The sequence below is a fragment of the Allobosea sp. genome (assembly GCF_017308015.1).
GTDB lineage: Bacteria > Pseudomonadota > Alphaproteobacteria > Rhizobiales > Beijerinckiaceae > Allobosea.
In genome coordinates this window covers 36845-57050 of record NZ_JAFKFW010000009.1, presented here as the reverse complement: position 1 = coordinate 57050, position 20206 = coordinate 36845, and the positions used below count along the sequence as shown (strand labels likewise).

Below are 20206 nucleotides of genomic sequence, written 5' to 3'. Positions count from 1 at the left end.
GTGCCCAAGAGCATCATGGTGGCAATCCGGACGGCCATCCGCAGGATGACCGGAACCAAGCCAGCGCCGCAGGGCCTGGTCGGCACGGCGCCGAGTGCGCCGGACCCGGGAGTCCCGCCCGTCCCGGTCGACGTCCCCGATCCGGGCGACTGGACCGACGCGCAGCTCGAGACGCTCGCCGCGGGCAAGGCGCCGCCCCGGCGCATCTACGAGGATGGCGACAAGATCGCCTACTACCAGGCGACGGACGCCGAGCGCCTGGCGTGGAACGCCTACGCCGGCGAGGCGGTCGAGGCGTTCAACTCCAATCCGCGGCTCGACAGCTACGACAGCGTCGACGTCTATCCGGGCTTCACCCGGGCGGGGCGGCAGATCCCATGGATCCCGCCGGTCCGGTTCCCGGAGTGGCTCGCCGCAAGGCGCGCCGGAACGCAAGGCGGGAGATGATTGCGACCGGATACGAGCAGGAGCCCGATCCCCGAGATTGGCCGAGCTGCGTCATCGAGGGCCATCACGCGTCGCGCATCATGCTGAGCGACCCGATCGTCAGGAAGTGCCTGCCGAATCGGTCCCTCGACATGCTGGTCGGCATCGCCCCCATCACCCGGCAGGTCGTCGTCACGACCGTCCAGGACGAGAACGTCCCGATCACGGACGTGACGAGGCGCGCGCTCGTCGCCTACGCCGCCGGCATGCGCGGCGCCCTGTCGCCCGGACACCGCCACTTCCAGGAGGAGGTGAGGTTCAACCGCCAAGGCGGACCGGCCACGATACGCGCCCTCAACCTCTCCCACCGGAGGGCCGAGGCGATCGCGCTGGTCACCGAGACGGCCGACCACCTCAAATGGATCGGGAGGCCCAAGATCGCCAACGCCCTGCTCAGGCAGGCCAAGGAAACCTGGACGTGAACGGTCGCCTCCGGGAATAAGGGGCAATCCCCCAAACTCAAAGACAGGCCCTATTCCCGGGAGTCCCGAGACAAGGCCAATCCCATGGGCGAACGGCGTTCGCCAAGGCCATTCGACCGGGAGCCATCCTCTCCTCGCGCTCCCCCCATAGGGAGACCCACGCCGGATGAGCTCCGAGGCCCGAGGCTCGCAAGGTCCGGCGGTCACCGCCTCCCCATACCAGAAGCTCGCCACGGTCTCCGCCCCAGAGGGGACGGCCCATGCAGGCAGCCTCCCAAACGCAAAGATGCCGGCCACTGGGGACCGGCACCAGGGAGGCCGTCACATGGGGCGGTCGCCACTCAGGCCGAGGCGAACCGCGAGACCCAGCCCACCTCGTCCTCCGGGACGGGCCCGCCCGGGACGTAGCTCCCAGGCACCGGCCATTCCGGCGGGACGACGGAGAGGTCCCCCACGAACCGGAAGCCGCCGTCCCCCGCGATCGTCCCCTCGGGTCGCTCCCTCACGGATGCCCGCGACCAGACGGCGCCCGGCTTGGCCTCAAGCCTGCGGTAGAGCTCGGCGAGGCCGCCGCCCACGCTGCGCAGGTCGGGATCGCCCATCCCGCGCGGGTCGTCGTAGCGGACCCCGTTCACCACGCTGGCGTGGATCATGGCGCAGTGCAGGTCCTCCTCCCCCATGTCCCAGGCCCCGGCGCCGGAGACCTCGGCCGCGACCATCGCGAGGCAGAGGTCCCGCGCGAGCGCCACGACGACGGCGAGGTGGGCCGCGTCGTACCCGCGGAAGGACAGCGCCCCCACGTCATAGGCCGACATCACGTCGTCCCAGAAGCCGAAGACGAGCCCGTCCGTGGTGAACGGCCGGATGCCGGCCAGGCGCCGGCGCTGCCACATCTGGTAGCCGGCGATCCGCAGCTCGCGCGGCACGAGGTCGAACCGGAAGAACCACGCGATGTCGGCGAGGGCCTGCGCCCCGCCGGGACCCAGCGCCGAGAGATCGTCGCCCGCCGCATCCGCGTCGGACATCTCCAACCGCTCGCGGTCGAGGTACCAGCCCCTCGGGACCTCCGCGTACGTCTTCGCGACATGCGTCGCGATCGCCCGGTCCGAATTGCGCCGGGCGAGCCACGCCTTGCAGAAGTCCCCCTCGAGGCGCTCGAACGTGCCGTCCGGGTTTGCCCTGGTGATCGGCATGCCGAGCTTCCCAAGCGCGATGTCGACGGGGAGCATCCGGGGGATGCCGCGCTCCCCGTCGCCGAGGAGGGCGATGACCTCCTCGGGGGTGAAAACGGCGACGCGGGGCAACGGCCCGAGGAAGGCCTCCTCGTCCGGCGTCAGACCAAGGCCGAGCATGTTCTTCAGAGCGAGCAGGCGCGCGCGGCCGAACCAGCTGTCGCGGTCGACCTTGATATCCGGCCTGGGTATCGAAGGCTTCGGTTTCCTCGCCATGGCCCGGAAATACCAGATCGCGCTGATTCGCGCGAACCGGCGTTCCCGTTCCGTGCTCGCCAGGAGGCGGCAGGATATAGTAGTACAATCAGGAACCCCGGAGAAAGGCGCGCCCATGGCCGCTGCGGCAGAAGCCCGGTACCCGATCACTGATCCGGCCGACGCCGAAATCCGGCGAATTGCAAGGCTTCACCAAGCCCAGGCGTTCGACAATGTCGACTTGGATCGCCTGCTCGAAGAGCGCCCCCTGACCTCCGAACGGGCCCGCTGGATCGGGCGCCACCTCATGCTGGCCAGCAAGGGGATCCAGGCCTATCGAGACGGCCAGCGCATCCTATCACTGCTGGAACGCTGATCGTGCCTGCGGACGAGTTGGAAAAGCGGATCGCGCAGATCCTGAAGTCGCGGCGCTCTCCGCAATCGTTCCGGTCGCGCGACATCGACATCCACGTCGAGGACGCCGAGGTGCCCGTCATCGCAGATGCCGACATCGGCGCCCTGCGAGGGGCCGGCCTCGAGGTATTGAACCGCACCGACCACTACGGCTTCGCCGTCGAGGCGACCATCACCGACGGACGAGAGCAGACCCAGCTCGAATGGAGCGAGGCCGACCGGGCCCGCTTCTTCAAGATCCAACCCCATCCGACATTCGGGTGGGCCCTGCACAATGCCGACCTCGCCATCCAGAAGCTGGTCGCGGGAGCCTCGCGACGCGAGGCGCGCGACATGGTGGACCTCTTCCTCATCGACGGGCGCTACATGCCCCTCGCCATCGCCGCCATCGCAGCGCCGGCGAAGGCGCCCGGTGCGTCCCCAATCGACCTCCTCGAGCGGGCCCGGAAGATCGCCATGGGCCATCCGGCCGAAGACATCGAGGCCCTGCGCCTCGCCGCCGGCTCGGGTTTGCCAGGGGCAGGCGCCCTCAAGTTCGCGTTCGCGGACCGCGTCCAGGCCGCCATCGACGCCATCACGGAGCGGGGCTGGAAAGCCAAGCCGGGCCGCCTCTACTTCAATCCTCGAACCGGCAAGGCCGTCTTCCCGACGAACGAGGCACTCGAGTCCCTCAGGCCCCTCGAGGCCACCGAGCGCGGGACGGTGCCGTTCACGGCCCAGGCCTAACGAGAGGGAGCGGAAAGGGCATGGCCGTCTAGGCGCGCCCACGGTCCGTGGAGCTCGACGCGATCGAAGGCAATACGCTCTTCCCCGAAGGCGATGGCCTGATTCCACCGAAGGCCCGAAAATGGTAAGGTGATTGCGGAAGACGGGAGGGAACCCCCATGAGCGTCGCACTCAAGAAGGCCGAAGCCGACACCGGCTACGAGGCCGACTTCTATTCCTGGGCTATGGCCCAGGCCAAGCTCCTCCGCGAAGGGAAGCTCGGCGACATCGACATCGCCAACATCGCCGAGGAGCTGGAGACCTTGGGCCGTTCGGAACGGAGCGCCCTGCGCTCGCACTATGAGATCCTCACCCTTCATCTGCTGAAGGCCGCGTACCAGCCCAAAATGCACACAAAGAGCTGGAACGCCTCGATCGCAAACGCGCGCAACCAGATCGCGCGCCTCATCGAGGACAACCCCGGCCTCAAGCCGCAGCGCGACGAACTCTTCGAGATGGCCTACCAGGACGCCCGTCGCGTCGCGGCCGCGGAAACCGGCCTCCTGCTCAAGGAGTTTCCGCGACAGGCGCCGTTCAGCCGCACGAACGCTGAAGATTTCAGCTTCATGCCCAAGCCGGTGAAGATCATCGAGCGCTAGCGTCGGCCCATACGCTCGGCTTCGAGCAAGGCATAAAGCTGATCGCGAATTGCGGTCGGCAACCGCAATTCGCACACGTCGCCCGATTCCGAGGTCTCGATGACCGACGCAGTCCCATCTGCGGCATCGGCCTGATAGACCTTGCCGAACGAAACGATGTTCGAAAGCTGGGCCGCGATCGACAATGTGCGTGCAATCTGGCCTTGCGTTGATCGGAGAGGCCAGAAGGAGTAGATTCGGCGCAAAGGAGCACCCCATGAGTTCCGACATCGAATACTTCGACGTCGAAGAGCGACGGAAAGAGAAGGCCCGCGCCAGGGCCGAGGACGATGCGCGCATCGCGCGCGACCCCTCGGCGCGCGCCGAGATCGCACGCCGGAACAACTTCTTCTCGTCCCTTGATCCCACGAAGATGAGCATCTCGCGGCGGCGCGTCCCGTTCCGCGTCCCGTGAGGCGAGACCCAAGGCCCCTAAGGGCGTGGGAAGTGTTGTCTATCGTATCGCACGTGCAAGCCGACGACGGAGCATTCGTCGTCGGGGGCCAGGCCACGAACCTATGGGCGTGGTTCTACCGGGACAAGATCCCGCGCCAACGGGAAGAGCAGATCTTCACAAGCATCGACGTCGACTACTTCGGCGAGGCTGGCGTAGCGCGGATGCTGGCGGACGCGCTCGGCGGGAATGTACGGCGCCCCAGCCAAGACGCGATGAACACGCCAAGCACCGCAGTCGTCGAGATCGAGATCGGCGGCAGAAGCGTCAGCATAGACTTCCTCAACAAGATCCTCGGAATCAAGAACCGGGAATTCGCCAAGGGCGTCTCGGAGCTGAAGTTCCCCGCCGAAAGCGAGGGGCGTGTCGGAGAGGTCATGATCCCGGTGATGCATCCGGTACTCTGCCTCAAAAGCAGGATCGCCAACATCATGCATCCGGCGACGCGCCGCCAAGACGCGACGGCTCTCGACCAAGCCCGCGCCGCCCATCACGTCATGATCGCCTACATCGACCACGCAATCAACGACGGAGCCCACCGAGAGACCGCCGCCTGTTTCCAGGGCCTCTTCACGTATCTGCGGCGAGACGAGTTCGGGCGGCGGGCGCATCTGGAGACGCCAGTCGACCCACTTGGGATCTTGCGCGCATTCGCCGACGATCCAAGGATCGACGAGCGATACCGGCAAAAGAACCTAGCCATCCAGATTACCGAGATCGAGACATTCCGAGCCGGCCTGGAAGAACGCATCGCCCCCGACAGGGAACGCGCTCGCGGGAGGAAGGGGTCGAGAGGACAGGCGATCCTCGACGAGCTTAAAGACAAGTACGGCAGCATTACCGCGGCGATAGCAAAGACCAAAGCCAACGCCGCCTCCGAGTCCGTAACATCGGACGCAACGCAAAAGACCAAGGGAACGGGCATCGCCGACTAGACGCGCGAACGCCGTTCGTCCGGGCAAAGCGACCCAGAATCATCCTCTCCTCGCGCCCTCCCCATAGGGAGACCGACCCTGGAAAAGCAGCGAGGACTGTTTCGCGTCAGTCGAAACGGACGAGCTCCCGGCCCTGACGGGCCTCCGCACCCGGATCGCGGGACATGGGGATTCGAGTATGCCGGATTTCGCAAAAGAGGGCCGGTCCTAGCCCCAGACCTGGCGGACGAGCCGCCGCAGCGCGCCGTCCCGGGAGACGGGCGCGGAGAGCGCGCCCCCGATCATCTCCCCGATCCGCGCGACCTCCTGCCGCAGGGCGCCGAGCGACGACGCCACGGCGGCCGAGGGCAGCGATGCCGCGAATGCGCGCTGGTCGGCCGCGAGGGCCTCCATCAGATTCGCGTCGAATTCCTCCCAGCGCGCGAAGGCGTCCCGCGCGACGCCCTCGTCGAGGCAGAGGAGCCGCGCGAGCCGCGCCGCATGCGGGAGCGTCAGGTAGAGGCCGGCCGCCGAGCGGCCCTCGGCATCGACCTCGTGGCGCTCCATGACCTTCGCCACGCCGTCCCGGATGGCGTCGCGCCGGCGCAGGATCTCGTCGGCCAGGATAACCGGATCGCGATTCCAGAGGCGCGCCAGCGAGTCATGCCGGATGCGCAGGAGCCCGCGACCGTCGCGGAGGAAGTTGCACGGGGCGGTGACCCACGGCACATGCGCGCCCGCGCGGGCGTGCCGGCGCGCCTCCGGCGGACCGAGCGCGGCGGCGGGGTAGTGCAGGTAGAGCTCGCCGTTGCTGACCCAAGCCCTGTCGTCGGACTGCGCCGTCATGACGCCGGCGATGCGCCAGGCGGCGTCCGTCGCCAGGCCGGGGCGGCTGAGGAGGAAAGACAAGTGGGCCCGCGTCAGCCAGAGGCCGGGACGGCCCTCGAGCGAGGGCATCTCGCCGAGGAACGGGAGCTGCGGCCACTTCGCCAGCTCCGCCCCGAACGCGGCGGCGTCCAGGCCCAGCGCCTCGGCGACGGAGCCGCCCCAGACGTGCATCGAGCCGCGTTCGCTGAAGGAGAAGAGGATGCCCTCGAAATGGCAGAACTCGATATGGCCCGTCATCCGGTGCGGCGCGATGTGCGCCGGGACCGGGCCGGTGCGAGCGGAGCCGGAGGACGGCGGCTCCACGGCCGGACGGGCCGGCTCGAGGGTGCCTTCCTCCCAGGCGTCATAGAGGTCGAACAACCGCTCAAGCAGATCGTCAGCCGCATCGGTATCCGACTTGGCGACGATCCAGCGCGCCTGCCTCTTGTTGAGGAAAGCGATCGTCGGCTTGACGCCGGTCGGCGCGATCAGACCCTCCCGACGGAGGAGCGGAAGCATCTCGCCCTGAATTGAGCTACCATAGCTCAATTCACCTTTCTCACGGAAACACAGGAGCTTAGCCTTCTTTTCCAGGGCAACCGCGTGGCGCTTGATCAAGCTCCTGATGAAGCGAACCCCATCGCGGCCCAAATCAACCGCGAGATCGACGTCTACGACCCTCGGCTCGCCGTCGATCAGGAACAGACGCCTCCCTTCATGGTGGAAGACGGTCGGCAAGGCCTTGGCCGGTACGCCCTTGTCGTCAGTGGAGTCGGTCACGATGCTTTCCTTCCGGGTGCCAGGCGCGGCGCTCACGCTTCCGCGAATCGGTCTGTCAAGCCATTTTGGAGGGATCCCACAGGCAAAAATAGGCCCTGGAAGCGAAAGTCGCGGCCGAATTAGCCAACCGCAGTTGCGGGCCGACAGGCCGATGGAAGAGGATGCGGGAACCCCGCGGAAAAGGAAGAAGACATGTCCGATCAAAAGGCGCCCGCCGGGCGCGTCCTCGCCGTCAGGCTGTCGGCCGAGCAGGCCGACAAGGTCTCCGAGAACGCCGAGGCCCTCGGGATGAGCGTCGCGGACTATCTCACGCTCGCCGTCCAGGAACGGCTCGAGCGCGAGTTCCCGCGCCTGCGGGTCTACCATCCGCCAGGCACGACGCGGCAGGACCTCGTCGATGCGCTTGATGACGAGGTCATCCGCGAAGAGGACGAGACCGACGAGGAGTACGATCGGCGCAAGAAACTTTTCCAGTCGATCTCCGAGACGGCCCTCGAGAACTGGAACCACGAACGCGGATGACCGCGGGTCCTCCCTACGAGCGAGGCCGAATTCCAAAGGGTCGTCTATACGACGACAAATATCGCCGAGCACAAGGCGAACGCCAACGAGGCGAAGCCGACGCTGTCGCTCGGGTCGCGCAAGAAGGGGTCGGAAATCGCAGAATGAGACGCGCGAACGCCGTTCGCCCGTCCAATCCGACCCGGAGCCATCCTCTCCTCGCGCCCTCCCCATAGGGATACCGACGCAAGAAGACAGCGACGACTGTTCCGCGTCAGTCGGAACGGAGGAGCTCCGCCCCCGGCTCGCCCACCTCGCAAGGCTCGGTCAGGCCAAAGGCTCGCCAACAGGGCGTCGTCCATGACGCCGACAGGGACGCATCATAGGCCGTCCGCCCAGCGCCGTGCGCCAGATGCCATCATGGGGAAAAGCCCATAAGGACGGCACCGCCCCGCCGGAGGGCGACGCAAGGCGCCCGGCCAGGGCGGCCCGCAATCAGTCCTCGTCGTCTAAGACGTCGTCCTTCCGGTGCCTTCCGCCCCGGAGCCACTTAGCGATCAGCGCGTCGGCCTCGGCCGCCTTCCCGTCGCCGAACTTGACCTCGGCGTGCCCGCAGAGACGGCCGGGAACCATGTGGTTCTGATCGTCGGCCAGCTTCAGCAGCACGCGGCAGAACCCGACGTAGAGGGCCCGCTGCAGGAGGTGCACCGACGCAAGGCCGGCGTCCCGCTCGTCTTGGTACGCAAGCGTCTTCCTGGAGACCTCCGAGACGACGCCGGCCTCACGCTTCGGGTAAGAACGGGCCTTCAGCTTCTCGGGGTCGATCCGGTCCGGATCCCAACCCTCGGGCAGGCCCTTGCCGCGCTCGGCGGCGAGACGCGACTTGATCACCTGGCGCATCGCGGCAAGGCGCTCCGGGGTCGCATGCTGCGCGAGCACTGCTTCGACCAGTAGGGCGAAGTCGTCCGAGAGATCGTCGAGGCCGAGCCTCGGATCCGACACGAGCCCGCTCCCGACGACGGGATCGTCGAACTTCGAGGTGCCGAAGAGCACCCTTGCCAAGTCAAGGTCGTCCTGCTTGTAGTCGGACGAGGCCACCCTCCCGGCAAACCGGAGGGCGATCCGCCGGGCCTTCCTGATCCACTCGATCGCGGTCACGTTCTTCATCGGATCAGCTCGTCCCGTCGCAAAAGGCGCAAAAGCGCAAATGGCCGTTTCCGCATAAGCAGGCCGATTCGTAAAAAGAACCATTCGTCCTGCGAATAGAACAAAATGCGGAAACGGCCATTTTAGGTGTATAAATGGTCGTTTCTGCGAAATCAACCATTTATGGCGTACAACCGCCACCTCGAAGCGATCCATGCCGTCTTGATAAATGGGCGTTTCCGCTAAAAGGCCCATTTCAAAACGGGTTCGAGGCCAGGGAAGGCCCTACAACGGGCCTTGGGGAAGAGACCCTCCAGTACGTCCTGAAAAGGGCAGGTTGAGGGCTCTACAACGAGCATTTTCAAGGACTTACATAACAGGCTAGAAGGGCAGAGAGCTACAACGCTCATAGCCTGTCAGAGGAGGGGAATGAGGGCACGACATACAAAGTTGCAGCACTGCCTCCGGCACCGCGGCAACTTCGCAGGAAGCCTCGCTCCCGCTTGTCTTCCCCGTGCTCTCCGAGGGGTCTTGCAGACGGCGGATCGGGGCGCTGCGCGGCCGCCGATCAAGGCTCTCGAAACGGTCTGGGAGACCTCATTCCGCGCGTCCCGTTGGGCCGCACCACCCTGACAGGGCGGTGGCAGAAGGTCGAGAGCTTAGCCGAACCGGGTCTCCGCGATCCTGACAGGATTCGCCGAAACGCCCGGATTCGGGCAGCATCAACGCCGTTCCGCCGTTGATGCGCGTAAAAGGAGGCCATCATGGCCGACAGCCATTCGACCTCCGTGACCACCGCCGAGCCGGCACTGTTCACCCATGACGGGTACCGCCTCTACGTCTTCGACGGCGAGCCCTGCATGGTCGACAAAGACATCGGCGAGCGCATCGGCTGGAAACACACGAACCAGATCCGCACACTCATCAAGCGGAACCTCGCCGAGCTCGAATTCTACGGATTGGTGAGATTAGTAATCTCGCCAATCCCCCAGGGCGGCCGCGGCAAGGGCCGGACCAAGGACGGCACCGTCTACTACCTCAACCAGGAGCAGGTGCGCTGGATCATCATCCAGTCGCGCACGCCCGCGGGCAAGGAGCTCGCCCGCCAGGTCCTGGCCGTCTTCAAGGCCTGGGAGGACGGCAGGCTCGTCGCGGCAGAAGAGGCCGCGCAGGGCCCTGGAGCGGCCTACGGCGCCAAGACGCCGACCTCCGGCCGGCAGTGGCCCGGGCACTACTCGATCGAGCACAGCCGGTTCTTGACGGCCGGTCCGCCGGCGGCGATCCTGGGCGGCTTCATCGAGTCCGTGCGGAAGGACAACCGATTCACGCGGATCGAAACGACGCTGGAACTGACGATCACGGTGACCGAGGACCAGGTGCGCGTCTTCGACGTCGACCTCGGTCACGCGATCGGCGGCCAGTGCACGAACAAGGTTCGTCCGCGGGTGCGCGAGCTGCAGTCGCGCCTGCGCCTGATGGGTCCCGATCCGTGGTACCAGATCGAGGCCTACCAGCACCTCGGCCACGAGTACAAGCTGACCTCGGTCTTCCTTATGAACCACGAGCAGGCCAAGGCCATCGCCACGGTCCTCGACCCGGGCGGGCTCACCGACATCCACTACCGCCTCGACCTGCTCTATTGGCACGTCGCGACGGGCCGCCTCTCCGAGACCGTCCTCGACGGATCGGGCCTGATGATCGCGACGGCGCTGGACGCACGCGCAAGGCGGCTAGGCGCCAAGAGGCATCTGCCGCCGCCGCTCAGGACCGAGCCAGTCGCTCTCCCGCAGTCCGACCCATTCGCGATCCTGACGATCGAGCAGGCCGCGGCCCAGGCCGTGCACCCGCTGGTCCAGGAGATCGCGGAGATCGCGCTGCTCTGCCGATCCCTGCCGAACGGCGAGGCCATGAAGGGCCTCCACGGCGAGCTGAGGGAGATCCGGAGCCTGATCGAGGCGAACGTCGCCGCGGGGCGCGCAGCGGAGGCGCAGGGCGTGGTCTCGCGTCTTTCCGGCCCCCTTGGGAGGCTGACGAAAGGTTCCTGAAGACGTCTAGGCCGATTCGCCCGAGGCCGCAGCGGCAGGCAGAATATAGCTTGAGACACTGATTCGCGCATGGCGCCGAACCGAGGACTCAGGTGGAACGCCGACCACCGGACTCAAGCCGACCGGCAATGGTGCTGCCCGCAGAGCAGCCAAGGTGCGCAGGGAACCGAAGATCATCCTGAAAGATCAGGAGACCTTCGAGCATCTCGGCATGACCGCGACCATGATCGACGGCACGGTGCATTTCCTCGATCGTTTAAACGCAACGAACATCGATCGGATCGGGTACAACGTCCACCTCACCATCGAGGAAAATTCGCTTGAATTACAAGCCTATGGAACACTCCATCTAGTAGATGGAGTGTTCTCCATCGAATGGAGCCAAGACCCCGATCAAGGCCTACTGGCTCAATCCCGACCAGATGATGGAGATGCGGCGCCAGATACGGGCGGATGCGATCCGAGATCGTCGGCAGGATCGCGCGGATCTGGATGTGCGAAGAGCTCTACCGCGGCTTCATGTGCTACTATAGCGAAGCCGGCCATCACGAGGCTCCATACTTTACCCTGGGACAGGCGGTCACGATTCATCCATAACGCGTATCAAGATCGATCAAAGTCGCGGTTGCGGTTGGCGACGATCGCGCGGCGGCGCTCCCTGTCGCGCTCGCGGCGCTTGCGCCTCCTCGCCTCCTTCGGATCCTCCTCGGGCGGAGGCTGGTCGCCCGCATTGGCCGGGGGCGGCTCCGGCCGGGCCTCCGGCTGCGGCTTGGGCGCGGCGGACGGGGCGCTGGCCTCCCCGGCGTCCGGGGCGGCGGGTGCGGGGCGTTCCGCGTGCGACTCGTCCCGATCCTTCGCGGGCTGGGGCCTGCCCTTGGCGCGCAGCGAGGCGTAGGCATCAGCCAGCTCTCTCAGGGGCGTCCGGTCCTGCGGTCCGATCGCGAGGAGGATCTGCCCCTCCGCGGGCCCCTTGGCGAAGGCGTCTGCCATGGCCTTGACTTCCTCACGGAGGATCTGGGCGGTGTCCTTTCCCTTGATCTTGAGCTTGCCCGCCTCCTTGATGTGGTCGCTGAGGCGGTTGGCCATGTCGAGGGCGGCCCTTGCGTGCGGCGTGTTGAACATGCTGTTGATCATGTCGTGCGCGGACAGGGCGTAGTGCCTGAGGTGGCTCTTCGGCTTCTCCGGCGCCTCCTTCTCGAGCGCCGGGTTCCGGATCGGCGGCCTGGCCGCGGCCTCGGTATAGGCCGGCATGGGGACCTCGGCAGGCGTGGCGGCGCCTACGGACTTCCAGGCGCGGAGCGCCTTTTCGACCATGATCTCGCTCTTTGAGAGGGCCTTGGCATGCTCCCTTTCGACCCGGGCCAGCTCGATCTTCGCCTCGCGGTTGAGCATCCCGAGGATCTCGGGATCGGCCAGGGCGTCGAGTTCCTTCTCGATGCCCTGGACGATGAACTCCGTCCGGCGGCGCGGAGCCGCCCGCTGCGGGTCCGCTCCCGCCTTGGCCAGGCGCTCGGCCTGCTTCGCCGCCGCGGCCTCGTCGTCCCTCCGGGCCTGCTGCAGGCGCTCCTCGATCTTGGCGCGGAGCGGGGTGATGGGCTCGGGCCGCGTCGCCTCGACGTGGCGCCTGAGGTTCTCGTCCTCGAAGCGCAGCGCCACTTCGGCCTTCAGGTGCGCCTCCTTGGCGAGCGCGTAGCGCAGGGCCGCGTTGGCGTAGGCCCTGCGGACGGCCATGGAGGCGTTCCTTGCGAGGCCGGCGCGGCGCCCGAGCCTGCGCGCCTCGCGATCGAGTTCCGTGAGCCGGTAGGCGCTCCTGCGGATCGCCTTCTTGACCTTCTCGATCTCCCCGAACCCGTCCGCGCGCTGCCTTGCGAGGCGCTCGATCTCGCGGGCGACGATCCGCTGGGTCTGACCGGCGTCGAGGACGAGGCGCTCGCACTTTTCGGACTGCTTCAGGATGAGGTTCTTCACGGAGCTCATCGCCTCGACCTCGAGGCCCATCGCCTTGTAGCTGCGGTGGTCGTAGCGGATCGGCACGCCTGACGACGTCATCCTGGCGTTGACGATCTGCGCGAAGCGCTTGCGCTCGTTGGCGACGAACTTGTTCCGTTAGTCTTCCGGGATGTCCTACCTGTGCAGGTGGCGGTCCCGCGTCTTGCGGAACGCGTCCCGCTGCTGCGTGACGGCCGCGAAGTCCCAGACCTTCGCGGTCGGCTTTCCGTTCCCGTCGTCGATCCCGTCGGCCGCGAAGTCGATTTGCTTCGCGGGCCTTCCGTGGAGGACGATGTGCGCGTGGAAGTTTCGGTCGTCGTTCTTTCCCTTGACCGGCGCGTGGAGGACGCACCAATACGGCACGCCGTCATCGGCGTACTTCTTCGTAAAGTTCCGCATGATGGCGAGGCGGTCCTCCGCCGAGCACTCGTGCGGAAGCTCAACGATCAGGCGGTGCTGTATGGTATGGACCTCGCCCATCGCGTGCTGCTCCGCAAGGTCCCAGAACGCCATGCGCTCTTTGAGCGTGCTTCCGATCTCGGGCGTTCCGAAGCTGAAGGCGGGAGCCTTCGCCGGTGCAGGGCCTTTGTCCGGGTCGTTTGCCGTGACCTTCTTATCGTCCTCGAGGTACTCCGGGTTCCGGGGAACGATTCGGGGCAGCCCCGGTTCGTAACTCGTTGCGTTGTGGAGTTGCGTTCAATGTGTGCGCGTCGGGTTCTCAGAGCTGGGCCGGAGGCCGATCTGGTCAAGAGCTCGGCGACGCAGCGCCCCAAGGGCGGCCGGGACCTATTCGCCGATCCCATGCCAGAACGGGTCGAGCCTTGCCTGGCGCAGCTGCAGAGCAAGGCGCCGGTGGGCTACGAATGGGCGTACGAGGTGAAATGGGACGGCTATCGCCTCGCCATCCACATCGCCGGCAAGCGCGTCAGGATCATCACGCGCGGCGGCCACGATTGGACAGCGCGTTTCCCGACGATCGCGCATGATGCGCTGGAGCTCGGAGTGGACAGCGCGATTCTCGACGGTGAGGCGGTGGTGCTCGACGAGCGCGGCGCCTCCGACTTCGGCGCGCTGCAGAAGGCGCTGGGCGGGCGCGGTGGTAAGCGCTTCGCTGCCGAGGCATCGCTATATACTTTCGACCTGCTCTATCTCGACGGCCAGGATCTGCGCATTCTGGAGCTGGAAGAGCGCCGCCAGATGCTGGAGCAGCTGATCGGCCGAACCCCGCATGGCTCGATCCGCTTCAGCGAGGAGATCGAAGCAGAGGGTGATCGGCTGCTGCGGAAGGCATGCGAACTCGGGCTTGAAGGTGTCATCGCGAAGCGTCGCGATGCCCCATACCGATCCGGACGGAGCGGCGACTGGCTCAAGATCAAATGCATCCAGTCCGAGAGCTTCGCCATCGTCGGCTACGAGCCCTCGACGATCGCGCTCGGCGGCATCGGCCGGCTATTGCTCGCGGCCCAGAAGGGGGATGATCTCGTCTACGTCGGTGGCGTCGGCACCGGCTTTACCCAAGCTAGCGGCGCCGCGCTGCGCAAGCAGATGGACAAGCTGATCGTAGACAAGCCGGCGCTGGCGATGCCTGTCCGCAAGCGCGGCTATCGATGGATCCGGCCGGAGCTGGTCGCGGAGATCGCGCTGCGCGGCTGGACCGATGACAGCAAGCTTCGACACGCCTCCTATAAGGGCCTGCGCGAGGAAGCGGACGAATCCTCAATCTATCGACTGGGCTAGCTTCTGGTGTGGTCGTTGGCGGCATGCCGCTGCGCGAGCGTAATCTGCGTGTATTGCTCGACCGCCTCGGCGATTTCTTCCAGCTCGCGCTGCTCGGCGCTCCCCTCGACGCAGCCCAGAAGCTCCTGCGCTCGATCAACCGCAGCCAGCAACTCGACGTCGTTTCGGATCACGAGGCTCATACGCCGCAAACCTGCCGGCGCGAACTTCGTTCGGGTGAAGGTTTGCCTTTGAGCATCCCATAGCGCTCGATCTCGGCGCGCAGGTAGGCGACGGCAGCCTCTCCGCGCTTGAATTTCATGCTGCCCGAGCTGCCGTCCAGCGCGTCGTTCCGCTGCGCCAGCGGCAACCCGGCCAGGTACCGGACCTCGCATTCGTGCTTCCACTCCTCCGACCATGTCGAAACCTCGCGGCCGGCGAGGACAGAGAAGACGTGCGGAGGGTTGTCGGGCGGGTATGGCATGCGGGCGATCTGCCAGATTCGGGCGTCGCGGGAAACGCTCAGGATCGCGCCTTCCTCTGCTCGTCCAGCTTTTCGTAATGCTCCCTGATGCTGCCGCGCGATGTCAGGCTTTTGCCGCCGCATTTCGAGCACCGATAGCGCAGACAGATGTCGGGGATCGGCAGCTCGTCAGGTAGACCGTGGAGGCTGACCTCGACGAAGCGCGTGCAAGGATTGCACCAGATTTCCGCTCTGGTGAAGCCCCTCGCGCGTTGAGAGCCCACTGTCGCGGGCTGGATTTCGCGCCCGTTCTCGTCGTAGGCGCGCCGCGGGTTGCGTTTCATAGCGCCCTGATCTGCTCCTCGAATTCCTCCGGGATCGCACCGTGCCGCGCCAGCACCGCGAGCTCACTGACCTCGCCGGTTTCGTCATCCGCCGTGACGTGGATGACCGCTACACCCTCTGCGGAGCGGCTCAGGCGCTCGCCCTCGTTCAAGGCGTGGTGCTTGGTCTTCGCCAGGCCGCAGGCCTGAGCCCGGAATCCAGAACCGGTGCCGTGCGGGCATGGAATGGGACGGCCGGAGCCCTCTTTTGTGAACGGCATCGGCTCTGGATTCCGGGCTCGCCGCTTTGCGGCGCCCTGAAATGACGGCGAGGGTTCGCGGCTCGTAGCGCCAACCGTCCACATCACATTGGAGGATGCAAACCATGCACGCCCCGCTGCTCGACGCCGAAATCTACGACCAGATTCGCGAGACCGCCCGGCGCTTCGCCGAGGATGTCGTCAGGCCCGCCGCAGCCGATCTCGACCGCGACGAGACCTTCCCCGCCGAGATCTATCGCCAGATGGGTGAGCTCGGTCTGTTCGGCATCACCGTGCCGGAGGAGCATGGCGGCGCGGGGCTCGATACCCACGCCTACGCGATCGTCATGGAGGAACTCTCGCGCGGCTATTCCTCGGTCGCCGACCAGTGCGGGCTGGTCGTGTTGATCGGGACGCTACCCGCTACGGCACGCCGGAGCAGCTTGAGCGCCTGCCCAACATCCTCTCGGCCAAGACGCGCATCGCCTATTGCCTAACCGAGGCGGAGGCCGGCTCCGATCTCTCCAACGTTCGCACCACGGCGCGCGAAACGGCCGAGGGCTATGTCATCGATGGCGGCAAGCTCGGGATTCATAACGCACCGGTCGCCGATCTCGGCTTCGTGTTGGCCTCGACCGATCCCGCCGCCGGCCATCGCGGCATGAGCATCTTCCTGGGCGATCTCCATGCACCGGGCGTCTCGCGCGGGCCGAAGGAGCACAAGATGAGCCAGCGCGCGAGCCAGGTCGGCGCGCTCAATTTCGACGGCGTCGCGGTTCCGCGCGAGGCGCTGCTCGGTCCGAAGGGGCGCGGCTTCCACATCATGATGAGCGTGCTGGAGAAGGGCCGCATCGGCATCGCCTCGCTGGCTGTCGGCATCGCACAGGCAGGGTTGGAGGCAGCACTGGGTTACGCCCGCGAACGGCGCCAGTTCGGCAAGCCGATCCTCGACAATCAGGGGCTCCAATGGATGCTGGCCGACATGGCCAAGGACATCGCCGCCGCCCGCGCCCTTGTCGAGCGCGCCGCGCTGCTGATCGACCACGGCAGACCTGCAACCTCCGCCTCCTCGAGTCCAGCGACATGGCGGTGGCGCAGACGGCCAATGCCGTGCAGGTCTTCGGTGGTTCCGGCTATATCCGCGGCTTCGAGGTCGAGCGCCTCTATCGCGATGCCAAGATCACGCAGATCTACGAAGGCACCAATCAGATCCAGCGTACCATCACGTGAGCTAATCAAGAACGGTGCCTGAGCCGGGGATGTCAGCATATCCCGAAGCGGAGGTTCCCAGGGCCGCTTCGGGCCATCTCTGGCAGCCCGCCCGCTTCATCACGCGGCCCGGAAGCAGACCTTCCAGATGTCGGCTACGGGCCAGATTTTTGCGTTCGAGCCCGAAGCGAGATCATACATTCATGCAAGGAGGAGTAACCGGAACCCGATCCCGGGAACCCCCGAGAACTGAGGCCGACAGAGCCGTTCCGGGTTGAAACGAGCCCGAACGGATATGGGAATGACGAGGATGAACGAGGGCGGCGCGACCGCCCGGGACGAGGCGCGGCCGAGCGCCGAGCACCTGGCGCGCTATCGGCGCAGCTACCGGCTGACCACGGATCGGCCGGAGCGGTTCTACTGGCTCTGGGAGGAGGCGATGGCGCATGCGCTGCTGCTGGAGCAGCAGGCTGAGCGGGCGTATCCGGAGCAGGACGGCCTGACCGCCCTGCAATTGGCGGAAGGGGCGCGGGCGGCCGCCCGCCTGTTCGCCTTCCTGCTGGCCGAGGCGCCGGCGCGGGCGACGGAGCACTTCGAGACCAAGATCATGGTGTACGAGGCCATGGCTTTCGACGAGCACGAGATCCGCCGGACGCGCACCTCCTGGATGGTCGAGGCGGCGATGCAGCAGGATGCCCGCGAACTCGGCATCAACCTGACGAAGGTAGCGGTCGAGCCCGGCCGCTCGCCGAGCCGGCACTGAGGACCTGAACCCGTGTCCTTCGTGATCTACGACCTCGAGACAAGCGGCCTCGAACCACAATGGAACCTGCCGCTGCAAGCGGCGCTGATTCAGACCGATGCCGATCTTCGGCCGCTCGGTGAGCTCTCGCTGCGCTGCCGGCTGCCGGCGCATGTGGTTCCGGCGCCTGCCGCCCTTCTGACGAGCGGCATCCGACCTGAACAGTTGGAGCAGGCCCCGCTGTCCTCGACCGAGATGCTCGGCATCATCGCCAGGGCGCTGGAGGTCTGGGCGCCCGCGACGATCATCGGCTACAACACGCTTCGGTTCGACGAGGAGGTGCTGCGGCACGCCTTCTTCACCCATCTCATGCCGGCCTATGCGACCTCGCTGAACGGCCATCGCCGCGCCGACCTGCTGACCATGGTGCGGGCCGTGGCGATGCTGGAGCCCGATGCCATCACCGTCCCGCTCGGCGCGGCAGCCAAGCCCATCTTCAGGCTCGGCGAAATCTGCCGCGCCAACGGCATCGCGCTCTCGGAAGACGAGGCGCATGACGCCATGGCCGACACCAAGGCGACGCTCGCCTTGCTGCGGCATCTGCGGGACGTCGCCCCGACCGCCGTCGCGACGCTGCTCGGCCTCGCCGACAAGGGCGTGCCGCACCGGATGATGGCGAGCGGCGAGGTGCTGCTGCTCGGCGGGTCCGCGCGACTGACGCCGGTGGTCGGCGTCACGGCGAACCCGACTGTCGCAACCTCCTGGGCGGTGGCCGACCTCACGGTCGATCCGGCGGCGTATCTCGACTTAGCCGTCGACGAGATCGTCGCGCTGTTCTCGCAGCGTGGTGTCCGACCGATCCGGGCGGTCAAGACCAACGCCCAGCCGATCCTGTTGGCCTACGAGCAGGGCTGCCACGCCTTGGACGAGGACCATCGCGATCTTGCGCTCTACCACGAGCGCGCCGCCCGCATCCGCGATGATGCCGGCTTCCGGGCGAACCTTGCCGTCGCGATGGCGGGCCGCTTCGCCGATCGCGAGCCCTCGCCCCATCACGAGGCGACGCTCTATGCGGGGGGCTTCCTCTCGCATGAGGATGCCCGGTCTTGCGCTCGCTGGCATGCTTCGCCCTGGCCGGATCGCCCCGCGATCGCGGCGGGCTTTCATGACGCGCGGCTGAAAGCCTTCGCCAACCGGCTGATGCTGCTGGAGGCGCCGCAATCGCTGTCTGCGATCGCCTGGCAGAAGGGCCAGGGCTGGCTGCGCGAGCGGCTTCTGATCGAGGCCGATGTCCCGTGGCTCACGCTACCGAAAGCGTTGGCCGAGATCGCGATCCTGCGCCAAACGCTGCCGGCGGACGATGTCGGACGCCATGGGCATCTCGATGCGATCGAGCGCTGGCTCGACGAGCGCGGCCGGTTCTTCGCGCTCGCGGCCTGAGAGGCACAGACCCTGTCGATGACGAGGAAGGCGCCGGTGACGGCGCCTTTTTCGATTCCGGGGGAGCGGAGGGGAAGCGCAGCCGCTGGGGCTGTGACCCACGAGAATGAGACCATCATGACGAAGGACAATCAGGACAGGAGCATCGCGCCGCATCGGAACGATGCGGATGAGGGGCGACGGACCGGGCCGATCCGCGATCCTCTCGCCAGCATGACCGACGCGCTCGGCGACGATCCCTCGCTTGGGGAGTTGCTCGCATTCCGCGGCAGCGCGCCGGATCTCGCGATCTTCGCCCGCGAAGCAAAACGCTGCGACGACGAGGCAGACCGGCTGCCCTATAGCCGCGAGCAGACCCATGAGATCCGGATGGCGCGGGTCGGGCTGAAGATCGTCGGGCTCAGCTGCACCGCCATGGTGGCGGTCTGGCCGACCGACACGGTCGCGGACGCCGACGCCAAGCAGGCGCTGGCCCGGGAGACCCGGATGCATGGCGATGATACCGACTATCGGATCGCGCCGATGCTCTCCGTCGAGGATGCCAGCCGCATCAGGCTGCATCGGGCCGCCTTTGCGGTCGGCGAGCGTATCGTGCCGCCTGAGCCGGCTGCGCCCGCGATGTCCGAGCGTGGCCTCGCGACCTGGCCTCTCTCGCGCTTCGACCTAGTTGATACCGTGCCGCTCGCGGGCGGCGACGCCATCCTCGACAGCACGCAGATTGCCCGCTGGGCCGCGTTCGTCGATACCTATCCGACGCTTTCCGATCTGGTCGACCGCTTCGCCCGGATGATCGCGACAGCCGACCGGCTGATGGTGCTCGCCGACACGACCGCCAAGGATCCCCGGCTCCTGCGCCGTGCGGCCGAGGGCGCTCGTATCCTCGCCTATCTTGCAGCGGCGCGCGCCGCGATCTGGCCGGCGATGCGCTACTCCGCCGATGCCGAGGCGAAGCTCAGGCTGGTCGCGCTCGTCAACGAGCGGGCCTCGCGGCCCGATCCGCTGCACCTGCAGGCGGCGATCCGCCATGTCGTCTCTCAGGCGAACTGGATCGCGAAGGGGTTCAGGCTCGGGGCGACGCTCGAGCTCGATCCCGAGTGGATTCCGATCGTCTGACAGCCGATCGCAGACTCATGACCTGATGGAGGCGTCCCGCACGGGGCGCCTTTTTCGATTCCGGGAGCGGAGGGGACGCGCGGCCAGATGGT

Annotated in this window: 24 protein-coding genes and 1 pseudogene; 16 read left to right on the top strand and 9 right to left on the bottom strand. The window is 66.7% G+C overall.

What is annotated here, in order from left to right:
• Together J0I42_RS09825 and J0I42_RS09820 are read left to right on the top strand one after the other, a co-directional pair.
• Positions 1-447, top strand: a complete 447-nt coding sequence (locus J0I42_RS09825; RefSeq protein ID WP_291654649.1) for a hypothetical protein — start codon at positions 1-3, stop codon at positions 445-447.
• Complete coding sequence (locus J0I42_RS09820; RefSeq protein ID WP_291654648.1) at positions 444-908, top strand: hypothetical protein; 465 nt, start codon at positions 444-446, stop codon at positions 906-908. The genes J0I42_RS09825 and J0I42_RS09820 overlap by 4 nt, the downstream gene beginning before the upstream one ends.
• 341 nt (positions 909-1249) lie before the next feature.
• On the opposite strand, the gene J0I42_RS09815 is transcribed toward J0I42_RS09820, so the two are convergent.
• Entirely contained in the window at positions 1250-2473 is a 1224-nt protein-coding gene (locus tag J0I42_RS09815; RefSeq protein ID WP_291654647.1) for a hypothetical protein, read from the bottom strand.
• Here J0I42_RS09815 and J0I42_RS09810 point away from each other — a divergent pair.
• The 3 genes from J0I42_RS09810 (at position 2472) to J0I42_RS09800 (ending at position 4113) form a co-directional block, all read left to right on the top strand.
• Entirely contained in the window at positions 2472-2711 is a 240-nt protein-coding gene (locus J0I42_RS09810) for a hypothetical protein (RefSeq protein ID WP_291654646.1), read from the top strand. The genes J0I42_RS09815 and J0I42_RS09810 overlap by 2 nt on opposite strands.
• 2 nt (positions 2712-2713) lie before the next feature.
• Entirely contained in the window at positions 2714-3475 is a 762-nt protein-coding gene (locus J0I42_RS09805; protein WP_291654645.1) for a hypothetical protein, read from the top strand.
• Between the two features lie 158 nt (positions 3476-3633).
• Positions 3634-4113: a DUF29 domain-containing protein gene (locus J0I42_RS09800; protein ID WP_291654644.1), complete on the top strand. Its 480-nt coding sequence runs from the start codon at positions 3634-3636 to the stop codon at positions 4111-4113.
• On the opposite strand, the gene J0I42_RS09795 is transcribed toward J0I42_RS09800, so the two are convergent.
• Positions 4110-4298 carry a hypothetical protein gene (locus J0I42_RS09795; protein WP_291654643.1) on the bottom strand — a complete coding sequence of 63 codons (189 nt, stop codon included), beginning with the start codon at positions 4296-4298 and terminating at the stop codon, positions 4110-4112. The genes J0I42_RS09800 and J0I42_RS09795 overlap by 4 nt on opposite strands.
• Before the next feature lie 71 nt (positions 4299-4369).
• On the opposite strand from J0I42_RS09795, the gene J0I42_RS09790 reads away from it, so the two are divergent.
• Positions 4370-4567, top strand: coding sequence for a hypothetical protein (locus J0I42_RS09790; protein ID WP_291654642.1), 198 nt, complete (start codon positions 4370-4372; stop codon positions 4565-4567).
• Positions 4568-4602: 35 nt separating this feature from the next.
• Positions 4603-5541: a hypothetical protein gene (locus tag J0I42_RS09785; RefSeq protein WP_291654641.1), complete on the top strand. Its 939-nt coding sequence runs from the start codon at positions 4603-4605 to the stop codon at positions 5539-5541.
• Between the two features lie 207 nt (positions 5542-5748).
• On the opposite strand, the gene J0I42_RS09780 is transcribed toward J0I42_RS09785, so the two are convergent.
• Positions 5749-7167 carry a hypothetical protein gene (locus J0I42_RS09780; RefSeq protein ID WP_291654640.1) on the bottom strand — a complete coding sequence of 473 codons (1419 nt, stop codon included), beginning with the start codon at positions 7165-7167 and terminating at the stop codon, positions 5749-5751.
• Between the two features lie 192 nt (positions 7168-7359).
• Between J0I42_RS09780 and J0I42_RS09775 the strand changes: the two genes are divergently transcribed.
• A complete protein-coding gene (locus J0I42_RS09775; RefSeq protein WP_291654639.1) occupies positions 7360-7689 on the top strand; it encodes a hypothetical protein in 330 nt (109 codons plus the stop codon).
• Positions 7690-8163: 474 nt separating this feature from the next.
• Here the strand turns inward: J0I42_RS09775 and J0I42_RS09770 are convergent, their stop codons facing one another.
• Positions 8164-8835 (bottom strand): hypothetical protein, encoded by a 672-nt coding sequence (locus tag J0I42_RS09770; protein ID WP_291654638.1) that lies wholly within the window; start codon positions 8833-8835, stop codon positions 8164-8166.
• A 743-nt stretch (positions 8836-9578) separates the two neighbouring features.
• Between J0I42_RS09770 and J0I42_RS09765 the strand changes: the two genes are divergently transcribed.
• Entirely contained in the window at positions 9579-10859 is a 1281-nt protein-coding gene (locus J0I42_RS09765) for a hypothetical protein (protein WP_291654637.1), read from the top strand.
• A 603-nt stretch (positions 10860-11462) separates the two neighbouring features.
• On the opposite strand, the gene J0I42_RS09760 is transcribed toward J0I42_RS09765, so the two are convergent.
• Positions 11463-12893: a hypothetical protein gene (locus tag J0I42_RS09760; protein WP_291654636.1), complete on the bottom strand. Its 1431-nt coding sequence runs from the start codon at positions 12891-12893 to the stop codon at positions 11463-11465.
• A gap of 90 nt (positions 12894-12983) precedes the next feature.
• Positions 12984-13328 (bottom strand): MobA/MobL family protein, encoded by a 345-nt coding sequence (locus J0I42_RS09755; RefSeq protein WP_291654635.1) that lies wholly within the window; start codon positions 13326-13328, stop codon positions 12984-12986.
• Here J0I42_RS09755 and ligD point away from each other — a divergent pair.
• Positions 13314-14585, top strand: a complete 1272-nt coding sequence (gene ligD / locus J0I42_RS09750; RefSeq protein WP_291654634.1) for a non-homologous end-joining DNA ligase — start codon at positions 13314-13316, stop codon at positions 14583-14585. The two genes, J0I42_RS09755 and ligD, sit on opposite strands and share 15 nt — an antisense overlap.
• On the opposite strand, the gene J0I42_RS09745 is transcribed toward ligD, so the two are convergent.
• The 3 genes from J0I42_RS09745 to J0I42_RS09735 all read right to left on the bottom strand — a co-directional run bounded on the left by J0I42_RS09745 (position 14582) and on the right by J0I42_RS09735 (position 15631).
• Positions 14582-14767, bottom strand: a complete 186-nt coding sequence (locus tag J0I42_RS09745; protein WP_291654633.1) for a hypothetical protein — start codon at positions 14765-14767, stop codon at positions 14582-14584. The genes ligD and J0I42_RS09745 overlap by 4 nt on opposite strands.
• A complete protein-coding gene (locus J0I42_RS09740; protein ID WP_291654632.1) occupies positions 14764-15171 on the bottom strand; it encodes a DUF7696 family protein in 408 nt (135 codons plus the stop codon). The genes J0I42_RS09745 and J0I42_RS09740 overlap by 4 nt, the downstream gene beginning before the upstream one ends.
• Before the next feature lie 196 nt (positions 15172-15367).
• Positions 15368-15631, bottom strand: a complete 264-nt coding sequence (locus J0I42_RS09735; protein ID WP_291654631.1) for a hypothetical protein — start codon at positions 15629-15631, stop codon at positions 15368-15370.
• Positions 15632-15735: 104 nt separating this feature from the next.
• On the opposite strand from J0I42_RS09735, the gene J0I42_RS09730 reads away from it, so the two are divergent.
• From J0I42_RS09730 to J0I42_RS09710, 6 genes and pseudogenes are all read left to right on the top strand, one after another.
• Positions 15736-16107, top strand: a complete 372-nt coding sequence (locus tag J0I42_RS09730) for an acyl-CoA dehydrogenase family protein (protein ID WP_291654630.1) — start codon at positions 15736-15738, stop codon at positions 16105-16107.
• Positions 15999-16622, top strand: a pseudogene (locus J0I42_RS09725) (acyl-CoA dehydrogenase family protein); the annotation flags it as partial. The gene J0I42_RS09730 and the pseudogene J0I42_RS09725, both read left to right, overlap by 109 nt.
• A 71-nt stretch (positions 16623-16693) precedes the next feature.
• The gene (locus J0I42_RS24100) at positions 16694-16840 is read left to right on the top strand and encodes an acyl-CoA dehydrogenase family protein (RefSeq protein ID WP_465247668.1); all 147 of its coding nucleotides are present in this window, start codon (positions 16694-16696) and stop codon (positions 16838-16840) included.
• Positions 16841-17120: 280 nt separating this feature from the next.
• Positions 17121-17582, top strand: a complete 462-nt coding sequence (locus J0I42_RS09720) for a hypothetical protein (protein ID WP_291654629.1) — start codon at positions 17121-17123, stop codon at positions 17580-17582.
• Positions 17583-17594: 12 nt separating this feature from the next.
• Positions 17595-19001 (top strand): exonuclease domain-containing protein, encoded by a 1407-nt coding sequence (locus tag J0I42_RS09715; protein WP_291654628.1) that lies wholly within the window; start codon positions 17595-17597, stop codon positions 18999-19001.
• Between the two features lie 117 nt (positions 19002-19118).
• On the top strand, positions 19119-20114 hold the full coding sequence (locus J0I42_RS09710; protein ID WP_291654627.1) for a hypothetical protein: 996 nt from the start codon (positions 19119-19121) through the stop codon (positions 20112-20114).
• The last annotated feature ends 92 nt before the right edge of the window (positions 20115-20206 follow it).

Bases quoted from the DNA above. Each gene is read 5' to 3' on its own strand.
- J0I42_RS09755 (WP_291654635.1), bottom strand. From the start codon at position 13,328: ATGGGCGAGGTCCATACCATACAGCACCGCCTGATCGTTGAGCTTCCG.
- J0I42_RS09740 (WP_291654632.1), bottom strand. From the start codon at position 15,171: ATGCGGCGGCAAAAGCCTGACATCGCGCGGCAGCATCAGGGAGCATTA.
- J0I42_RS09810 (WP_291654646.1), top strand. From the start codon at position 2,472: ATGGCCGCTGCGGCAGAAGCCCGGTACCCGATCACTGATCCGGCCGAC.
- J0I42_RS09745 (WP_291654633.1), bottom strand. From the start codon at position 14,767: ATGAGCCTCGTGATCCGAAACGACGTCGAGTTGCTGGCTGCGGTTGAT.
- J0I42_RS09800 (WP_291654644.1), top strand. From the start codon at position 3,634: ATGAGCGTCGCACTCAAGAAGGCCGAAGCCGACACCGGCTACGAGGCC.
- J0I42_RS09720 (WP_291654629.1), top strand. From the start codon at position 17,121: ATGACGAGGATGAACGAGGGCGGCGCGACCGCCCGGGACGAGGCGCGG.
- J0I42_RS09820 (WP_291654648.1), top strand. From the start codon at position 444: ATGATTGCGACCGGATACGAGCAGGAGCCCGATCCCCGAGATTGGCCG.
- J0I42_RS09735 (WP_291654631.1), bottom strand. From the start codon at position 15,631: ATGCCGTTCACAAAAGAGGGCTCCGGCCGTCCCATTCCATGCCCGCAC.
- ligD (WP_291654634.1), top strand. From the start codon at position 13,314: ATGGACCTCGCCCATCGCGTGCTGCTCCGCAAGGTCCCAGAACGCCAT.
- J0I42_RS09790 (WP_291654642.1), top strand. From the start codon at position 4,370: ATGAGTTCCGACATCGAATACTTCGACGTCGAAGAGCGACGGAAAGAG.
- J0I42_RS09815 (WP_291654647.1), bottom strand. From the start codon at position 2,473: ATGGGCGCGCCTTTCTCCGGGGTTCCTGATTGTACTACTATATCCTGC.
- J0I42_RS09765 (WP_291654637.1), top strand. From the start codon at position 9,579: ATGGCCGACAGCCATTCGACCTCCGTGACCACCGCCGAGCCGGCACTG.
- J0I42_RS09770 (WP_291654638.1), bottom strand. From the start codon at position 8,835: ATGAAGAACGTGACCGCGATCGAGTGGATCAGGAAGGCCCGGCGGATC.
- J0I42_RS09775 (WP_291654639.1), top strand. From the start codon at position 7,360: ATGTCCGATCAAAAGGCGCCCGCCGGGCGCGTCCTCGCCGTCAGGCTG.
- J0I42_RS09730 (WP_291654630.1), top strand. From the start codon at position 15,736: ATGCACGCCCCGCTGCTCGACGCCGAAATCTACGACCAGATTCGCGAG.
- J0I42_RS09710 (WP_291654627.1), top strand. From the start codon at position 19,119: ATGACGAAGGACAATCAGGACAGGAGCATCGCGCCGCATCGGAACGAT.
- J0I42_RS24100 (WP_465247668.1), top strand. From the start codon at position 16,694: ATGGCGGTGGCGCAGACGGCCAATGCCGTGCAGGTCTTCGGTGGTTCC.